Consider the following 15,183-nt stretch of genomic DNA (forward strand, 5'->3'; position numbering starts at 1 on the left):
GTCGGCCTCGATCTTGGCGCGGGCGGCGCTCAGCAGGGCGGCCAAGCGCGCCTCGGCGCCGGCCTCTCGCTGGGCCGGCATGGTGGCGGGCAGGGCGCGGCTCGCCAGCCGCTCCGGCGGCGCCGCTCTCGGCGCCTCGGGCGCGGCGCTGACCAGGCGTTCCAGCTTGGCGGCCAGGGCGCGGCCCTTCTCGATGCGGTCGGACAAGAGGTCGGTGGCCTCGTCGGTGGCGGCGCGCAGGTCGGCCAGACCCTGTTCGGCGCGCATGGCGGCCACGTTCAGGTCGCGCACGGCGGACTCGAAGCCCTGGTGGCTGTCGCGCAGCGCCTTCAGCCGCTTGTTGAGGCGCAGGCCCACGACCATGGCGGCGACCAGCAGGCCGGCCAGAAGCAGGTTCATCCCGATGCCGATGAGGCTCATGTGGTCCTCTGGAGGGCTTGGCGTGCAGCGTGCGAAAGCGGGGCTTCCACGCGCACGGCGATGTGGGTGTTGCGGCGACCCATGCGGGCCTTGGTCAGCGGGATCGTGCCGGCGCGCAGCTCGATAAGGCTGTCGGGGCCGGCGTTCAGCATGATGGTGTCGCCGATCTTCAGGTCGAGCACCCGCTTCAGGCTGATCTGCTGTTCGTCGAGGACCGCGCGGACCTCCATCTGGGTGGTCCAGAGCTCGGTGGCGAGGTGGCTTTCCCAGATGTTGTCGCGGCCGAACTTCTCGCCCATGAACTGCTGCAGCAGCATCTTGCGGATCGGCTCGAGGGTCGCGTAGGGCAGCAGCAGCTCGATGCGGCCGCCGCGGTCTTCCATGTCGATCCGCAGCTTCACCAGGATGGCGGCGTTGGCCGGCCGCGCGATGGCGGCGAAGCGCGGGTTGGTCTCCAGGCGGTCCAGGGTGAACGTCACCGGGGTCAGGGGCTCGAACGCTTCCTTAGCGTCGCCCAGCACCACCTCGACCATCCGCTGCACCAGGACGCGCTCGATGGTGGTGTAGGGCCGGCCCTCGATGCGCATCGCCGCGGTGCCGCGACGCCCGCCCAGCAGCACGTCCACGATCGAATAGATCAGGTTGGAGTCGACCGTCAGCAGGCCGTAGTTGTTCAGCTCCTCGGCCCGGAACACCGACAGGATGGCCGGCAGCGGGATCGAGTTCAGGTAGTCGCCGAACCGGATCGACGAGATGTTGTCCAGGCTGACTTCGACGTTGTCGGAGGTGAAGTTCCGCAAGCTGGTGGTCATCAGCCGCACCAGGCGGTCGAAGACGATCTCCAGCATCGGCAGGCGTTCGTAGGACACCAGCGCCGAGTTGATGATCGCGCGGATGCCGGTCCGCTCGGAGATCTCGTCGTCGGAAAGGTCGAAGCCCAGCAGGCTGTCGATCTCGTCCTGGTTCAGGATGCGTTCGGACGAGGCCGACTCGGCGACCTGGGCCGACGACCAGTCGGCGGGCTTGCCGGCGGCGGCGGGCTTGCCGTCGGCGGCGGGGGCGCCGGCGGCGGTTGGGGTTTCGGTTTCGCTGGCCATGGATTGGGCGATGCAACCGGCGCGGGCGCGCTAGTTGATCAGCATCTCCTCGATCAGGACGGCGTTGGCCTTGGAGGGCGCGATCACCAGGTTCACCCGGCGCAGGATCTCCATGCGCAGCTGGTAGGACCCCTGGCTGCCGGAGAGGTCCTCGGGGCGCAGCTCGCGCAGGAACGACTGGAACATGTCCTGCAGCCTCGGCATGTTCGGATCCAGCTCGTCGACCACGTCGTGGTCGGGCAGCTCCAGGGTCAGCTTCAGCTTCAGGAAGGTGGGCCGACCGTCGGCGGTCTGCATGTTCACGACCACGTCGGGCAGGGTATAGAAGACCACGCCGTTGGGTCCGTCGCGGACCACCGGGGCGTTCTTGTCTTCCTTGCCGCCCTTTTCCTTCTTGTCGTCCTTCTTCTTCTTGTCGTCCTTCTTCTTCTCGTGGCCCTTGTCGGCCGCGGCCTCGGGCTTGGGCTTCAGGAAGACGAACGCGGCCGTGCCGCCACCGCCCAGCACCACGAGGGCCGCCGCGCCGGCGATGATGATCATCTTGAGCGGAAGCCCCTTCTTGGCGGGCGCTTCGCCTTCCGCGCCCTCGGCGACCTCGGGGGTCTCCCCCTCCTTGGCCTCCTTGGGCTTCTTTTCCTTCTTCGACACGCGCCCAGTTCCTAGGAAAGATTGGCCTCGGGATATCCGCAGGCCAAGGAATGGCGGTCTTTGGTTAAGAAGCGGTTTTTAACACCTCTTAACGGGCGCGCTTCCTGCCCGGCAGTTTCCGCCGCGCGGTCGCCGTTAACTTTCTTATTTATTGATTTAGCTTGGGTTTTCAGTTGGCCCGAAGCTTGCAGACCCCAGCGGCTGAAACGTCGCACTCACTTGGGTCCGCACCTCGAATGGACAACGCTCTCTACGTCGGCCTCTCCCGCCAGATGGTTCTGCGGCGCGAGATGGACATCATCGCCAACAACATCGCCAACATCGACACCAACGGTTTCAAGGTGGAGTCGCTGATCCAGAAGACCGACCCGGCGGCGCCGGCCATGACGCTCGGCGGCCCCAAGCCGGTGAAGTTCGTGGCCCCCGACGGCGTGGCGCGTGACTTCGGCCAGGGCGCCCTGGTCAAGACCGGCGGCCCGCTCGACGTCTCCATCGACGGCCAGGGCTTCTTCCAGGTGCAGGGGGCGGACGGGCCGCGCTTCACCCGTGACGGCCGCTTCACCACCGACCCCACCGGCAAGCTGGTCACCCAGGGCGGCCTGGCCGTGCTGGACGAGGGCGGCGGCGAAATCATCATCGACGGTGAGAAGGGCCAGGTCGACATCGGCCCGGACGGCTCCCTGAGCCAAGGCAAGGAAGCGGTCGGCAAGCTCGGCGTCTTCACCTTCGCCAACCAGGGCGCCCTCGAAAAGACCGGCGACAACCTCTACCGCAACGTCTCGAACCTCAGCCCCGAGAAGGCCACCGACGCCACCGTGCGGCCGGGCATGCTCGAGAGCTCCAACGTCAAGCCGATCCTGGAGATCACCCGCATGGTCGAGGTGTCCAGGTCCTACGAACAGACCGCCAAGATGATGGATTCCGCAGCTGACCTCTCGCGCCGCTCCGTCGAGCGCCTGGGCCGGGCTCAGTAAGAAGGTAACGACCGATGCAAGCGCTCCGCACCGCGGCCACCGGGATGGCCGCCCAGCAGATGAACGTCGAGGTCATCTCGAACAACATCGCCAACATGAACACCGTCGCGTTCAAGAAGCAGCGCGCCGAGTTCCAGGACCTGCTCTATCAGACCTTCGAGGCGCCCGGGACGCAGTCCTCCAGCCAGGGTACCATCGTGCCGACCGGCGTGCAGGTCGGCGCGGGGGTCAAGGCCGGGGCGGTCTACCGGGTCGGCACCCAGGGCTCGCTGACCCGCACCGACAACCAGTACGACTTGGCCATCGACGGCCGCGGCTACTTCCAGGTGCTGACGCCCTCGGGCGAGACCAACTACACCCGGGCCGGCAACCTGGCGATCAACGACCAGGGCCAGCTGGTGACCCAGGACGGCTACCAGATCCAGCCGGCGATCACGATCCCGGGCGACGCGGTCTCGGTGGCGATCTCCAAGTCGGGCCAGGTCCAGGTGACCCAGGCCGGCCAGACCGCCCCCAGCACGGTAGGCGTCATCGAGCTGGCCACCTTCACCAACGAGGGCGGCCTGCAACTGCTCGGCGGCAACCTGGCCAAGGAGACGGCGGCCTCCGGCGCGCCGACCACCGGCACCCCCGGCTCGGTCGGCATCGGCACCCTGATCCAGGGCTACACCGAAGCCTCCAACGTCGACCCGGTGTCGGAGATCACCGCCCTGATCGTCGCCCAGCGCGCCTACGAGATGAACTCCAAGGTGATCTCGACGGCCGACAACATGCTGGCCACCGCCAACCAGGTGAAGGCGTAAGCTCATGAAGGCGCTCATCGCCCTCGCCGCCCTGCTCATCGCCACGCCGGCCTTCGCCGGGACGCCGGTGACCCTCAAGGCCGACGCCGTCGACACCGACGGCGTGGTGACGCTGGGCGAGATCTTCGACGGCGCGGGCGCCGCCGGCCGCACCCCGGTGGCCAACCGGATCGGGGCCACGGTGATGCTCAGCGCGGCCGCGGTCCGCGACGCCGCCGCCCGGGCCGGGCTCGACTGGGCCAACGCCGAGGGCCTGCGCCAGATCGTGGTGCGCGGCGGGGCCGAGAACGCCGGCTCCGCCGCCGCCGCGGTCTCGGCGCGGGGCAATGTCGACGTCCTGACCTGGGCCCGCAATATCGCCGCCGGCGAGGTCGTGCAGCCGCAGGACCTGGTCTGGGGCAAGGCCGCCCTGGCCCCGGCCGACGCGCCCAACGACCCCGACCTGATGGTCGGCCAGCAGGCGCGCCGCGCGCTGCGCTCCGGCGCCGCGATCAGCGGCCACGATGTCGCGGCCCTGCAGGTGGTCAAGGCCAACGATACGGTAACCCTGACGTTCGACAGTGGCGGCGTCTCGCTCGCGCTCCAGGCCAAGGCCCTCTCCGGGGGCGCGATCGGCGAGACGATCAACGTGCAGAACGTCGCGTCGAAGAAGATCGTCCAGGCCACGGTCATCGGACCCGGCCAGGCCGCTGTCGGCCCCACGGCCGACCAGCTGAAGCTGGTCCACGCCTCCCGTTACGCGCTCCGTTGAAGGACACCCAAATGCGCCTGCGCACCCTCGCCCCGCTCGCCCTGATCGCCCTCGCGCCGCTGGCCGCCTGCTCCACCGTCAAGGAGGCCGTGCGCGGCCCGCAGCTGTCGCAGGTGGGCTACCCCGCCGCCCTGATGCCCAACGACCAGGTGGTGATGCCGATGGCCTCGTCGCGCCTGCCGGGGCCGCAGCCGGCCAGCGCCAACTCGCTCTGGCGCACGGGGGCTCGCGCGTTCTTCAACGACCAGCGCGCCAGCCGGGTCGGCGACATCCTGACCGTGCAGATCGATATCGACGACAGCGCCAAGACCACCAACGCCACCTCCAGCTCGCGCACCTCGGGCATGAAGGCCGGCGTGCCGCACCTGCTGGGCCTGGAATCGACCCTGGGGAAAATCCTGCCGAGCGGCTTCGACCCGGCCAACGCCATCGAGACCAATTCGACCAATTCCAACGCCGGCGCCGGCCAGGTGAACCGCTCCGAGAAGATCAGCCTGACCGTCGCCGCGGTGGTCACCGGCGTGCTGCCGAACGGCAACATGATGATCCAGGGCACCCAGGAGGTGCGCACCAACACCGACGTGCGCTCGCTCACCGTGGCCGGCATCGTGCGGCCGGAGGACATCTCCTCGGCCAACACCATCAAGCACACCCAGATCGCCGAGGCCCGCATCAGCTACGGCGGCCGCGGCGACATCAGCCGGGTGCAGAAGACCCCGGCCGGGCAGTCGTTGCTCGAGCGCTTCTCGCCGTTCTAGGCGCGACCGCCCCCGGGGACCCGCCATGCTTCGATCCCTCGCCCCCGGCATGATCGCACTGGCGCTGTTCGGCGGCGGCGATCGGGCCGGCCTCGCCTGGAGCCGCGCCGACGATCCCGAGCTCGGCGCCCAGCTGGTGCTAGCCGGGCCCGGGACGGACGACGCGCGGCTGCTGCTGGCGTGCCAGCCGGGCTCCGGCGCGGTGGAGGTCACCGTCGTGGGCCGCCGCGAGGACGGCGCGATCCTCGAACTCCGCTCCGGCAAGCTGCGCAACCGCTATGCCGGCGCGGGGGCGCCTGACGCACAGATCGACGGGGCCTTCGACGTGCGGGCCCGGCTCGCCGCGGCCGATCCGGTGCTGGCCCGCTTCGCCGACACCGGCGAGCTCGCGGTGATCCTGGGCGAGCGGCGGACGGCCACGCCCAACGGCTTCGCCCCGGCGCACGACTTCCTGCAGGTGTGTGGGCTGCCGCCGGCGGGATAGCCCAAGGACAGTTCACCGCTTATGGACAAAATGGCTCTTCAATAGCTATATTCCACGCATGACCCGCCACAGCGTCGTCGAGGCGAAGAACAGTCTGTCCGACCTGATCGACCGCGCCATGAAGGGAGAGGACGTCGTGATCACGCGCCATGGGATCGCTGTGGTGGAACTGAAGGCTGTCCAGCCGCCGCCGAAGCTGATGACGCCCGGTGACGTCGAGTGGCTGCGCGCCAACCTTGCCCCAAGAAGGCCGGGCGACGACGCCGGAACGCTGATCTCGAAGATGCGGAGCGACGATGAAGAGCGTCTACTTAGACGCTAGCGTCCTGGTCGCCATATTCAGCACGGACGCCTTCTCCGAGCGAGCGCTGGTATGGCTGGCGGCGAATCCGGTTCCGCTGCAGGTCAGCAACTTCGCCGCAGCGGAATTCGCCTCCGCGCTCGGACGGCTGGTGCGCATGGGGCAGATGCAGGCTTCTGACGCCATCGCAGCCTGCATTCGCCTCGACACCTGGATGGAACAGGCGACCGAGCGAGTCGAGGTGACGGCCGCTGACATCCGGATGGCAGAGGGGTTCCTCCGACGCTTCGACCAGACCCTTCGGACGCCCGACGCCATGCATCTCTCCGCGACCCTGCGGCTTTCGGCCAGCTTGGCCACCTTCGACCGTGACCTGGCGGCCTGCGCGTCGAAACTGGGGGGCGAGGTCGTCGCGATCTGACTCCTAGGCCCGCCGGCCCGCCGCGCTGGCGTTGGCGATGCCCAGGGCGGCCAGGGCGCCGCGGACGATGCCGTCGGCGTCGAGGCCGGCCTCGGCCAGCATGGCGTCGGGCTTGTCATGCTCCTGGAAGAGGTCGGGCAGGGTCAGGGTGCGCACCTTCAGGCCGCGGTCCAAGGCGCCGTGCTCGGCCAAGGCCTGGAGCACGAAGCCGCCGAAGCCGCCCATGGCGCCCTCCTCGACGGTGATCAGCGCCTCGTGGTCGCGGGCCAGGCGCAGGATCAGATCGACATCCAGCGGCTTGGCGAAGCGGGCGTCGGCGACGGTGGCCGAGATGCCACGGGCGGCCAGCCGGTCGGCGGCCTTCAGGGCGTCGGCCAGCCGGGCGCCGAACGACAGGATCGCCACCGCCGTACCCTCGCGCACGATGCGGCCCTTGCCGATCTCGAAGGGTGCGGCGAGGCCCGGGATCTGCACGCCGGTCCCCTCCCCGCGCGGATAGCGGAAGGCCGAGGGGCGGTCGTCGATGGCGACGGCGGTGGCCACGGCCTGGGCCAGTTCGGCCTCGTCCGACGGCCCCATCAGCACCATGCCGGGCAGCTGGCCCAGGTAGCCGATGTCGAACGAGCCGGCATGGGTCGCGCCGTCCGCGCCGACCAGGCCCGCGCGGTCCAGGGCGAAGCGGACCGGCAGGCCCTGGATCGCCACGTCGTGCACCACCTGGTCGTAGCCGCGCTGCAGGAAGGTGGAATAGATCGCGCAGAACGGCTTCATGCCGTCCGCCGCCAGCCCGGCCGCGAAGGTCACCGCGTGCTGCTCGGCGATGCCGACGTCGAAGGTGCGTTCCGGGAACCGCTGGCCGAACAGGTCCAGCCCGGTGCCCGAGGGCATGGCCGCGGTGATCGCCACGATCTTCGGGTCCAGCTCGGCGTGCTTGATCAGTTCCTGGGCGAAGACCTTGGTGTATTGCGGCGCGGCGGCCGGTCCCTTGGCCTGCTGGCCGGTGACCACGTCGAACTTGACCACCGCGTGGTGCTTGTCGGCGGCGTTCTCGGCGGGCGCATAGCCCTTGCCCTTCTGGGTGACCACATGGACCAGGACCGGCTTGTCCTCGATCTTGCGGGCGTTGCGCAGCACATTGACCAGCGCGTCCATGTCGTGGCCGTCGATCGGGCCGACGTAGTAGAAGCCCAGTTCCTCGAAGAAGGTCCCGCCGGTGACCATGCCGCGGGCGTATTCCTCGGCCTTGCGGGCGGCTTCCTGCAGCGGCTTGGGGAAGGCCTTGGAGACCGCCTTGCCCAGGTGGCGCAGCGACTGGTAGCCGCCGCCCGACACCAGCCGGGCGAAATAGGCGCTCATCCCGCCGACCGGCGGGGCGATCGACATGTCGTTGTCGTTGAGGATGACGGTCAGCTGGCCGGTGGTCTCGCAGGCGTTGTTCATCGCCTCATAGGCCATGCCGGCGCTCATCGAGCCGTCGCCGATCACCGCCACGACCTTGTTGTCCTGGCCCTTGGCGTCGCGCGCCGCGGCGAAGCCCAGCGCCGCCGAAACCGAGGTGGCCGCATGCGCCGCCCCGAACGGGTCGTATTCGCTCTCGGAGCGCCGGGTGAAGCCCGACAGGCCGCCGCCCTGGCGCAGGGTGCGGATGCGGTCGCGCCGGCCGGTGAGGATCTTGTGCGGATAGGCCTGGTGGCCGACGTCCCAGATCAGGATGTCCTTGGGCGTCTCATAGACGTGGTGCAGGGCCACCGTCAGCTCGACCACGCCCAGGCCCGCGCCCAGGTGGCCGCCCGTCTGGGACACCGCGTCGATGGTCTCGGCCCGCAGCTCGTCGGCCAGCTGGCGCAGCTGGGGGATCGAAAGGCCGCGGGTGTCGGCAGGCGAGGAGACCGTGTCGAGGAGCGGGGTTTCGGGGGGCATGGAACGCGGACGTCCTCGGCTTTTTACTGGCGGCGCTCTAGCACGAAATCGACACTCGCCCGCAGGAATTCGGCCCGCCGGCCGAAGGGATCCAGGTGGGATTTGATCTGGGTCTTGAGCAGGCCCAGCCGTTCGCGGGCCGCCTCGACGCCCAGCAGGGTGACGAAGTTGGCCTTGCCCTTGGCCACGTCCTTGCCGACCGCCTTGCCCATCTCGCCGGCCTCGCCCTCGGCGTCCAGCAGGTCGTCGACGATCTGGTAGCCCAGCCCCAGGTCGTAGGCGAAGGCCATCAGGGCGTGGCGCTCGCCGTCCTGGGCGCGGGCCAGCACCAGGGGCAGGTCGAAGGCGCAGGCGATCAGGGCGCCGGTCTTCAGCCGCTGCATCCGCGCCACCCCACCCAGGTCCTCGCGTACCCCCAGCATGTCGATCATCTGGCCGCCGACCATGCCCCGCGCCCCGGCCGCCAGCGCCAGGCGCATGACCAGCTCGGCGCGGACATTGCCGTCGGGATGAGTGTCGTGATGGGCCAGGATCTCGAAGGCCGCACTCTGCAGCGCGTCGCCCGCCAGCACCGCGGTCATCTCGTCATAGGCGATGTGCACGGTGGGCCGGCCGCGGCGCACGTCGTCGTCGTCCATGCACGGCAGGTCGTCGTGGATCAGGCTGTAGGCGTGGATGCACTCCAGCGCGCAGGCCGCGCGCAGCACATGGCCCTCGTCCAGGTCAAACATGCGGCCGGTCTCGAGCGCGAAGAAGGTGCGCAGCCGCTTGCCGGGGCCCAGCGCGGCATAGCGCATGGCCTCGGTCAGCCGGCTCTCCGGCCCGTCGGCGCGCGGCAGCAGCTCGTCCAGGGCGACGGTGACCAGGTCGGCGGCCTCGGCGACGCGGCGGCCCAGCTCCATCAGCTGAACTCGGCCGGCTCGACGCCGGGCGCGCCAGCCGCGCCCATGACGATCTTCTCGACGCGCAGGCGCGCGGCCGCGAGGCGTTCCTCGCAGTGGGCCTTCAGCGCAGCGCCGCGCTCGTACATGCGGATCGAGTCTTCCAGCGGCGCCTGGCCCGACTCCAGCCGCGCCACGATCTGCTCCAGCTCCGCCAGCGCGGTCTCGAAGCTCATGGCGGCGATGGCGACGGGTTCGGACATGGAGTCTCTCTAATTCGCTCCTCCCCCGAAGGGAACACTTCGGGGGAGGTGGCTCGCGCTGTAGGCGCGAGACGGAGGGCGCGCAAGGCGACCGGCGCGGAGCCTGAGGCCTCGCGCCCCCTCCGGCGCTTCGCGCCACCTCCCCCGTCCTCTGCGAGACGGGGGAGGAACTGCGCCGGACAGGCACGCCGAGCGACCCCCGGCCAAGGGCCGTGGGCTGGGACGCTCGGGGTTCGCGCCTGCGTCAGCCGGAGTCGCGGCGCCGGGTCGCGATCGGTCGGAGCGCCGGGAGACCGATCGCGCCGGTGGAGGTCAGGAGCCGGGACCGGGCGGCGGGGACCGTCGGCGGCCGGGCGAGGATGGCCGCCGCCGCGCCGGCGCTGGGGCGCGTCGCCTCGGGCGGCGGCCTGGCCTGGCGCAGGAGGGCCTGCAAGGTCGGCAGGGTGGTGTCGCGGATGTGGGCCGGAAGTTCGTCGCGGTGTTGCTCCGCGCGGACGGCCGCGAGGCCCAGGGTCTTCAGGAACTGCGGCAGGCTGACGGGCTCGTAGTCGCCCTCGCGGTCGCGCTCGGCCTCGAAGCGTTCGGGCGCATCGCCGCGCTCAGGCGGGTCGGCCGCGTCGGACCGCTCGCGTTCAGGACGTTCCGCCGGCGCCGCAACCGGGGCCGCGCCCGCCGACATCCGCGCCGCCTGGGTCAGCCGAATGCCCATGCGCACCCCGAAGAAGCAGTGCCGGAACTCCGCGCTGGCCGCCAGAAACCGGTCGAGATCATCCCCCACCCGCTTGGCGATCTCGGACGCCGCCACCCCCAGCTCATAGGCACACAGCGTCATCGCCTCGATCATCTGGAGAGGGGTCGCGTCGCGAGAGGTGGTGACTTCGGAGGTACCTATATACGTGCTTGACCCATCCTCGGACTGAGAGCATTGTTCTCTCACACCCAAGGACGCCGCGCGATGCTTCGTCATTTCGACTCCCTGATTGAGCTTTGCGACCACTTCCCGACTGAGCAGCATTGCATCGACCACCTGACGGCGATCCGCTGGCGGAACGGGAAGTTCTGCCCTCTGTGCGGCAATGCGGACGAAGCGCGCATCGGCACGCTCGCCGGCACGAACACCCACAAGTGCTACGTCTGCCGCCAGCGGTTCAGCATTCGCGTCGGGACCATTTTTCAGGACACGAAGCTTCCGCTCCGCAAATGGTTCATCGCGATTTGGATGGTGACCAGCCACACCAAGGGCATCGCCTCGACGGTCCTCGCGAAGGATCTGAAAATCACCCAAAAGACGGCTTGGTTCGTCCTGCATCGCCTGCGCCACGCGGCGCGCACGCCGTCCTTCACCGCGCCTCTGGAAGGCGTCGTGGAGATCGATGAGACGTTCATCGGCGGCAAAGAGAAGAACAAGCACGCCAACAAGCGTCTCCACACCAAGGGCGGCGTCGGCGGCAAGGCTATCGTCATGGGGATGATCGAGCGCGACGGAGAGCTTCGCGCTGGCGTGATCGAAGACACCCAGACCGACACAATGGAGCCCATCGTTCTGCATCACGTCGCCAAGGGCGCCACAATCTACACCGACGAGCACCTGGCCTATCGCGGGCTGCGGCGCGCGTTCATCCACGACACCGTGCGCCACAGCGCCCATGAGTACGTGCGCGGCGCCGTCCACACCAACTCGATTGAGGGCGTCTGGGCGCTCCTCAAGCGCCAAATCATCGGCATTCATCACTGGGTTTCGCCGAAGCATCTCGACGCGTACGTTGCCGAGATGACCTTCCGCTACAACCGCCGGGACATGGCGTCTGGGGACCGCTGCAACTCGTTGCTGGGCCAGATTGAAGGCCCGCTGCCCTACAAGGTTCTGATCGCATGAGCCGAAAGACCGAGCCCCCGCTACACATCCCCATGAAGTGGGGCGAGCTTCTTTCGAGGAGCATCGAAACGAAGCCGCACGAGGTTGAGCCGCCGCCAGGGCGCAAGCGGAAGGCCGCCAGGCCAAAACCCGGCGCGAAGCCGAAGGACAGTTAGGGCGTGAGAAAGTGGGGGCTCTTGGCTGTCGCGGTTGCGGCCATCGCCGCTGGCGCTTTTGCGAGTCCATCACAGCCAAGCCACGAACAGGCCGCCGATAACCAGAAACAGACCGCAGCCAGCGAGCGTGGCACTGAGGCGACTCCGCTTGTGGTGGAGACTTTCACTAAGCCCGACACCGAGGCCACACGCGCAAAGAATGAGGAGCGCGAACGCACCAAGGCGAACGTTGATCGAAAACTTGTCGAACTTACCGGCAATCTCTCGCTCTTCACGGGCGGGCTCTTCGTCGCGACGATACTTCTGGCCTTCGGCACCTTCGCCCTGTGGTGGGAGACGCGAAGGGCGGTGCAGGACGCTGCTGGGTCGAACGAGAAGCTGTTCGCCCTCAATGCCGCCCAAGCCGACCTGGCCAAGCTCCAGCACGGCCTCGCTAGAGAGGTGTTCTACGTGGAGCACCGCCCCCGGCTCCTGATCAAGGACGTTTTCTTCCTGCCCGACGGCGATCTCACCTTTGAGATTCTGAACGTCGGCGGGAGCCCCGCGACGGTAATCGCCGGATGGTTTGCGCTGGGCAATGTGACCGACCATCGCCATTTCAAAGACCCCGGCGTCGGAGAAGTTACTCGCGTGAAGGGCATGACTTACGAGCGAGGCGAGTTGCGGTCCTACAAGAAGGAAATCCCTCCCGAAGCTGACATCGCCAGAAGACTTACGGACCGTCTCGCCAAACCGGGAGAGAGCGGGGGAAATTTCTATTTCTACGGCGCGTTCAGCTATGCCGATGGGCGCGGAGAAGAGGTCGGATCGACCTACCTCTCGGTGTTCCGACGCAAATGGAACCCCCTGAACACGCAGTTCGAGCGCACCGGGAATCCCGACCACGAGTTCGCCGATTAGGGCGAGAGCGGCGATCATTGATCACCGCGCTGAGCGCCGGCCTGTCCCGAGTGAGGATGCCCGATTGGGTCATTGTTGTATATAGGTCCCACTTCGGACATTGGAACAAATATAGAACATCGACGCGGCCTGTCAAGCGGGACCGTCGCGATCTCCCCCACCGCTCCGTCATCCCGCGGACAAGCCGCGGGATGACGGAGGCGGGGTCGAGCGCCAAGGGCGCCTATCTGGCGGAGACCGCCGCGTCCCAGGCCTTGGTGGCCTGGCAGGTGTCCATGGCCCGCTGGTAGGCGTCGCGTCCGGTGGTGCGGGCGACATAGGCCTGCTCGGCCGGGCCGAAGGCGAAGCCCACGTTTCTGCGGGCCATCTCCAGGGCGTAGGTGACCGAGATGTCGGCGGCGGTGAACCGCTCGCCGGCGAGATAGGGCGAGCGCGCCAGCTGCCGCGTCACCAGCCGCAGCCGGGTCTCGAACACGTCCAGCGCCTGGCGGGCGCTCCAGTTGTTGCGCTCGGCCTCAGGCGCGATATTGCGGGCGCCGTGGACGAAGTAAACGGAGGCGGCGAGGCCGGCTTCGCCGAGGTGGAGGAACTGCTGGTAGGCGGGAAAGGCGGGGTCGTGCGGGGCCGGCGCGAGCGGGGTTGGGCCATGGCGGGCCATCAGGTATTCCATGATCGCGATCGACTCGACCATGATGACGTCGCCGTCCTGGAGCGCCGGGATGAAGCCGCCGGGATTGATGGCCAGGAACTCCGCGTCGTGCTCGACGCCGACCAGCAGATCGACGTCTCGCAGCCGGTAGGGGAGGCCCATCTCCTCCAGCAGCCATACGACCCGGAACCCCCTGCCCTCGCCCCAGACGGTGATCATGTTCGCGGTTCCTTCGGCGCGTGCGCCCCCGATCATGCTCTAGACCAGTTCGTAAATGCAACCGGTTTCAGGTGCGCCAGGGCGGTCTCCGCCAGGGCCCCTGACGCCGCCCAACTCATCGCGGGATGACCTGCCGCCTCAGACCGGGATCTTCGGGAGGCGGGGCCGCCAGACGCCGAGCGCGATGTTGACGACCGACACCGCCAGGAGCAGCAGCAGGCTGTTGGCCTCCGATGTGAACAGGCTCGCCACGCTCGCCGGGTCCGCGTTGGCGGCCAAGGCGCCCGCCCCGCGCCTGGCCTCATCCTGGATCGGACCGAGGATATGCAGGCTGCCTTCGAGAATGAGCACGCCCGTCGCGGCCTTTGCCCAGACCCAGCCGGCCTCCTGAAACGCGGAGCTCACCGCCATCGCCAGGAGACCGCTGATCACCGTCAGCACCATCGAAGGGCCAAGGATCCAGGCGGCGATCTTCGCCAGGGCCACGACCAGCGGGACATAGCCAGCCGCGCTGTTCGACGCCGGCGCGAGGATCATGACCACCGCCAGGGCGGCGGTCGCGCCCATCATCCCGGCCGCCCCGAGCGTGTGGAGAAATTTCACGAGGCGTCGCAAGGTGTTCTTCGGGATGAGGCGTGGGCAAGGCTGGAAGCTTAGCACAGACCTGAGCGACGCAAGCCTCGGCGATGTTGCCCGCGCGAACGACGCCCGGTGCGGTCATCGACCTCGGCCGCCCATGCCCTTTCCGACCCTCGATCGCACCCTTATCCGCCGCTGGATGCGGCGGTGAAGACCGCCAGTTGCGCGGCGAACGCCCGGCGGTAGGCGGGTCGCGCTTCGGCGCGGGCGATGTAGGCGCAGAGGTTCGGATAGTCGTCCAGCAGGCCCGATCCGCCCAGCCTGAGCAGCACCGACACCATCAAGAGGTCGCCGGCGCTGAACGCCCCATCGAGCCAGTCGGCCTCGCCAAGCCGACGGGAGAGTTCGCCCAGTCGGGCGCGAACGCGATCCTCCAGCATCGGCAGGCGCTGCGCGTACCAGGGCTTGTCGCGCTCCACGAGCGTGGCCATGGAGCGCTCGACGATCGGCGGCTCGATCGTGCCGAGGGCGGCGAACATCCATGCGATCGCGCGCGCCCCCGCGTTCGCATCGCCGGGCAACAGGCCCGCATGGCGCTCGGCGATATGCAACACGATGGCGCCCGACTCGAACAGCACCAGATCGCCGTCCTCATAGGTCGGGATTTGCCCGAACGGCTGCAGCCCCAGATGCGCGGGTTCTTTCATTTCAGCGAACGTCAGCAGACGCACGTCGTAGGCCTGGCCGACTTCCTCAAGCGCCCAGCGGACGCGCATGTCCCGCGCCAGTCCCCGGCCGCGATCGGGCGACGCCTTGAAGGCGGTGATGGTGGGGCTCATCGGGCGGCTCCGGGCGACGGCATGACGGCGTCCAGCGTGACAGGGGGATTGGGGATGGTCATCCGCATCGTCTCGCTCCGGGGTTGTCGATATCCAGATGACGAACGAACGACGGCCATCACGACACGCGCTGAGGTTTTTCTCGCGGGAAGAGCAGGGACACATCCCACCGCGTCGTCATCCCGCGGCTGGTCCGCGGGACCCATGCCAACGTCGCGCGGGCGGTACGATGGGTCCCGCGGACG

19 protein-coding genes are annotated in these 15,183 nt (G+C 68.7%); 9 read left to right on the top strand and 10 right to left on the bottom strand.

The window, feature by feature from the left end; translation table 11 throughout:
• From Q0R13_RS15995 to Q0R13_RS16005, 3 genes are all read right to left on the bottom strand, one after another.
• Positions 1–420, bottom strand: a 420-nt coding sequence (locus Q0R13_RS15995) for a DUF6468 domain-containing protein (RefSeq protein WP_293905691.1), incomplete at its 3' end; no start/stop codon positions are given.
• Complete coding sequence (fliM, locus tag Q0R13_RS16000; protein ID WP_293905693.1) at positions 417–1,517, bottom strand: flagellar motor switch protein FliM; 1,101 nt, start codon at positions 1,515–1,517, stop codon at positions 417–419. The genes Q0R13_RS15995 and fliM, both read right to left, overlap by 4 nt.
• A gap of 30 nt (positions 1,518–1,547) precedes the next feature.
• Positions 1,548–2,165, bottom strand: a complete 618-nt coding sequence (locus Q0R13_RS16005; protein ID WP_293905695.1) for a flagellar basal body-associated FliL family protein — start codon at positions 2,163–2,165, stop codon at positions 1,548–1,550.
• Positions 2,166–2,401: 236 nt separating this feature from the next.
• Here Q0R13_RS16005 and flgF point away from each other — a divergent pair, with 236 nt between their 5' ends.
• From flgF to Q0R13_RS16040, 7 genes are read left to right on the top strand one after another with little or no spacing between them, the layout of a single operon-like run.
• Positions 2,402–3,139 (top strand): flagellar basal-body rod protein FlgF, encoded by a 738-nt coding sequence (gene flgF, locus Q0R13_RS16010; RefSeq protein WP_293905698.1) that lies wholly within the window; start codon positions 2,402–2,404, stop codon positions 3,137–3,139.
• 14 nt (positions 3,140–3,153) lie between these two features.
• A complete protein-coding gene (gene flgG / locus Q0R13_RS16015; protein ID WP_293905700.1) occupies positions 3,154–3,942 on the top strand; it encodes a flagellar basal-body rod protein FlgG in 789 nt (262 codons plus the stop codon).
• 4 nt (positions 3,943–3,946) lie between these two features.
• A complete protein-coding gene (gene flgA, locus Q0R13_RS16020; RefSeq protein WP_293905702.1) occupies positions 3,947–4,693 on the top strand; it encodes a flagellar basal body P-ring formation chaperone FlgA in 747 nt (248 codons plus the stop codon).
• A gap of 11 nt (positions 4,694–4,704) precedes the next feature.
• The gene (flgH, locus tag Q0R13_RS16025; protein WP_293905704.1) at positions 4,705–5,451 is read left to right on the top strand and encodes a flagellar basal body L-ring protein FlgH; all 747 of its coding nucleotides are present in this window, start codon (positions 4,705–4,707) and stop codon (positions 5,449–5,451) included.
• 25 nt (positions 5,452–5,476) lie between these two features.
• Entirely contained in the window at positions 5,477–5,935 is a 459-nt protein-coding gene (locus Q0R13_RS16030) for a hypothetical protein (RefSeq protein WP_293905706.1), read from the top strand.
• Between the two features lie 58 nt (positions 5,936–5,993).
• The gene (locus Q0R13_RS16035) at positions 5,994–6,257 is read left to right on the top strand and encodes a type II toxin-antitoxin system prevent-host-death family antitoxin (protein ID WP_293905708.1); all 264 of its coding nucleotides are present in this window, start codon (positions 5,994–5,996) and stop codon (positions 6,255–6,257) included.
• On the top strand, positions 6,232–6,657 hold the full coding sequence (locus tag Q0R13_RS16040) for a type II toxin-antitoxin system VapC family toxin (protein ID WP_293905709.1): 426 nt from the start codon (positions 6,232–6,234) through the stop codon (positions 6,655–6,657). The genes Q0R13_RS16035 and Q0R13_RS16040 overlap by 26 nt, the downstream gene beginning before the upstream one ends.
• Before the next feature lie 3 nt (positions 6,658–6,660).
• On the opposite strand, the gene dxs is transcribed toward Q0R13_RS16040, so the two are convergent.
• The 4 genes from dxs to Q0R13_RS16060 form a co-directional block, all read right to left on the bottom strand.
• A complete protein-coding gene (gene dxs, locus Q0R13_RS16045; protein WP_293905711.1) occupies positions 6,661–8,577 on the bottom strand; it encodes a 1-deoxy-D-xylulose-5-phosphate synthase in 1,917 nt (638 codons plus the stop codon).
• Positions 8,578–8,600: 23 nt separating this feature from the next.
• A complete protein-coding gene (locus Q0R13_RS16050; protein ID WP_293905726.1) occupies positions 8,601–9,482 on the bottom strand; it encodes a polyprenyl synthetase family protein in 882 nt (293 codons plus the stop codon).
• Positions 9,479–9,721 (bottom strand): exodeoxyribonuclease VII small subunit, encoded by a 243-nt coding sequence (locus tag Q0R13_RS16055; protein ID WP_293905728.1) that lies wholly within the window; start codon positions 9,719–9,721, stop codon positions 9,479–9,481. Before Q0R13_RS16055 ends, Q0R13_RS16050 begins: the two co-directional genes overlap by 4 nt.
• A gap of 244 nt (positions 9,722–9,965) precedes the next feature.
• Positions 9,966–10,553 (bottom strand): hypothetical protein, encoded by a 588-nt coding sequence (locus Q0R13_RS16060; RefSeq protein ID WP_293905712.1) that lies wholly within the window; start codon positions 10,551–10,553, stop codon positions 9,966–9,968.
• Positions 10,554–10,676: 123 nt separating this feature from the next.
• On the opposite strand from Q0R13_RS16060, the gene Q0R13_RS16065 reads away from it, so the two are divergent.
• On the top strand, positions 10,677–11,597 hold the full coding sequence (locus tag Q0R13_RS16065; RefSeq protein WP_293905713.1) for an IS1595 family transposase: 921 nt from the start codon (positions 10,677–10,679) through the stop codon (positions 11,595–11,597).
• Positions 11,598–11,773: 176 nt separating this feature from the next.
• Positions 11,774–12,652, top strand: a complete 879-nt coding sequence (locus Q0R13_RS16070) for a hypothetical protein (protein ID WP_293905716.1) — start codon at positions 11,774–11,776, stop codon at positions 12,650–12,652.
• 223 nt (positions 12,653–12,875) lie between these two features.
• Here Q0R13_RS16070 and Q0R13_RS16075 read toward each other — a convergent pair whose 3' ends face one another.
• The 3 genes from Q0R13_RS16075 to Q0R13_RS16085 all read right to left on the bottom strand — a co-directional run bounded on the left by Q0R13_RS16075 (position 12,876) and on the right by Q0R13_RS16085 (position 14,938).
• Complete coding sequence (locus Q0R13_RS16075) at positions 12,876–13,520, bottom strand: glutathione S-transferase family protein (protein WP_293905718.1); 645 nt, start codon at positions 13,518–13,520, stop codon at positions 12,876–12,878.
• 138 nt (positions 13,521–13,658) lie between these two features.
• Complete coding sequence (locus tag Q0R13_RS16080) at positions 13,659–14,123, bottom strand: DUF2269 family protein (RefSeq protein ID WP_293905721.1); 465 nt, start codon at positions 14,121–14,123, stop codon at positions 13,659–13,661.
• A 161-nt stretch (positions 14,124–14,284) separates the two neighbouring features.
• Entirely contained in the window at positions 14,285–14,938 is a 654-nt protein-coding gene (locus Q0R13_RS16085; RefSeq protein WP_293905724.1) for a glutathione S-transferase family protein, read from the bottom strand.
• Between the last annotated feature and the right edge of the window lie 245 nt (positions 14,939–15,183).

This window comes from Phenylobacterium sp. (assembly GCF_025351295.1).
GTDB lineage: Bacteria > Pseudomonadota > Alphaproteobacteria > Caulobacterales > Caulobacteraceae > Phenylobacterium.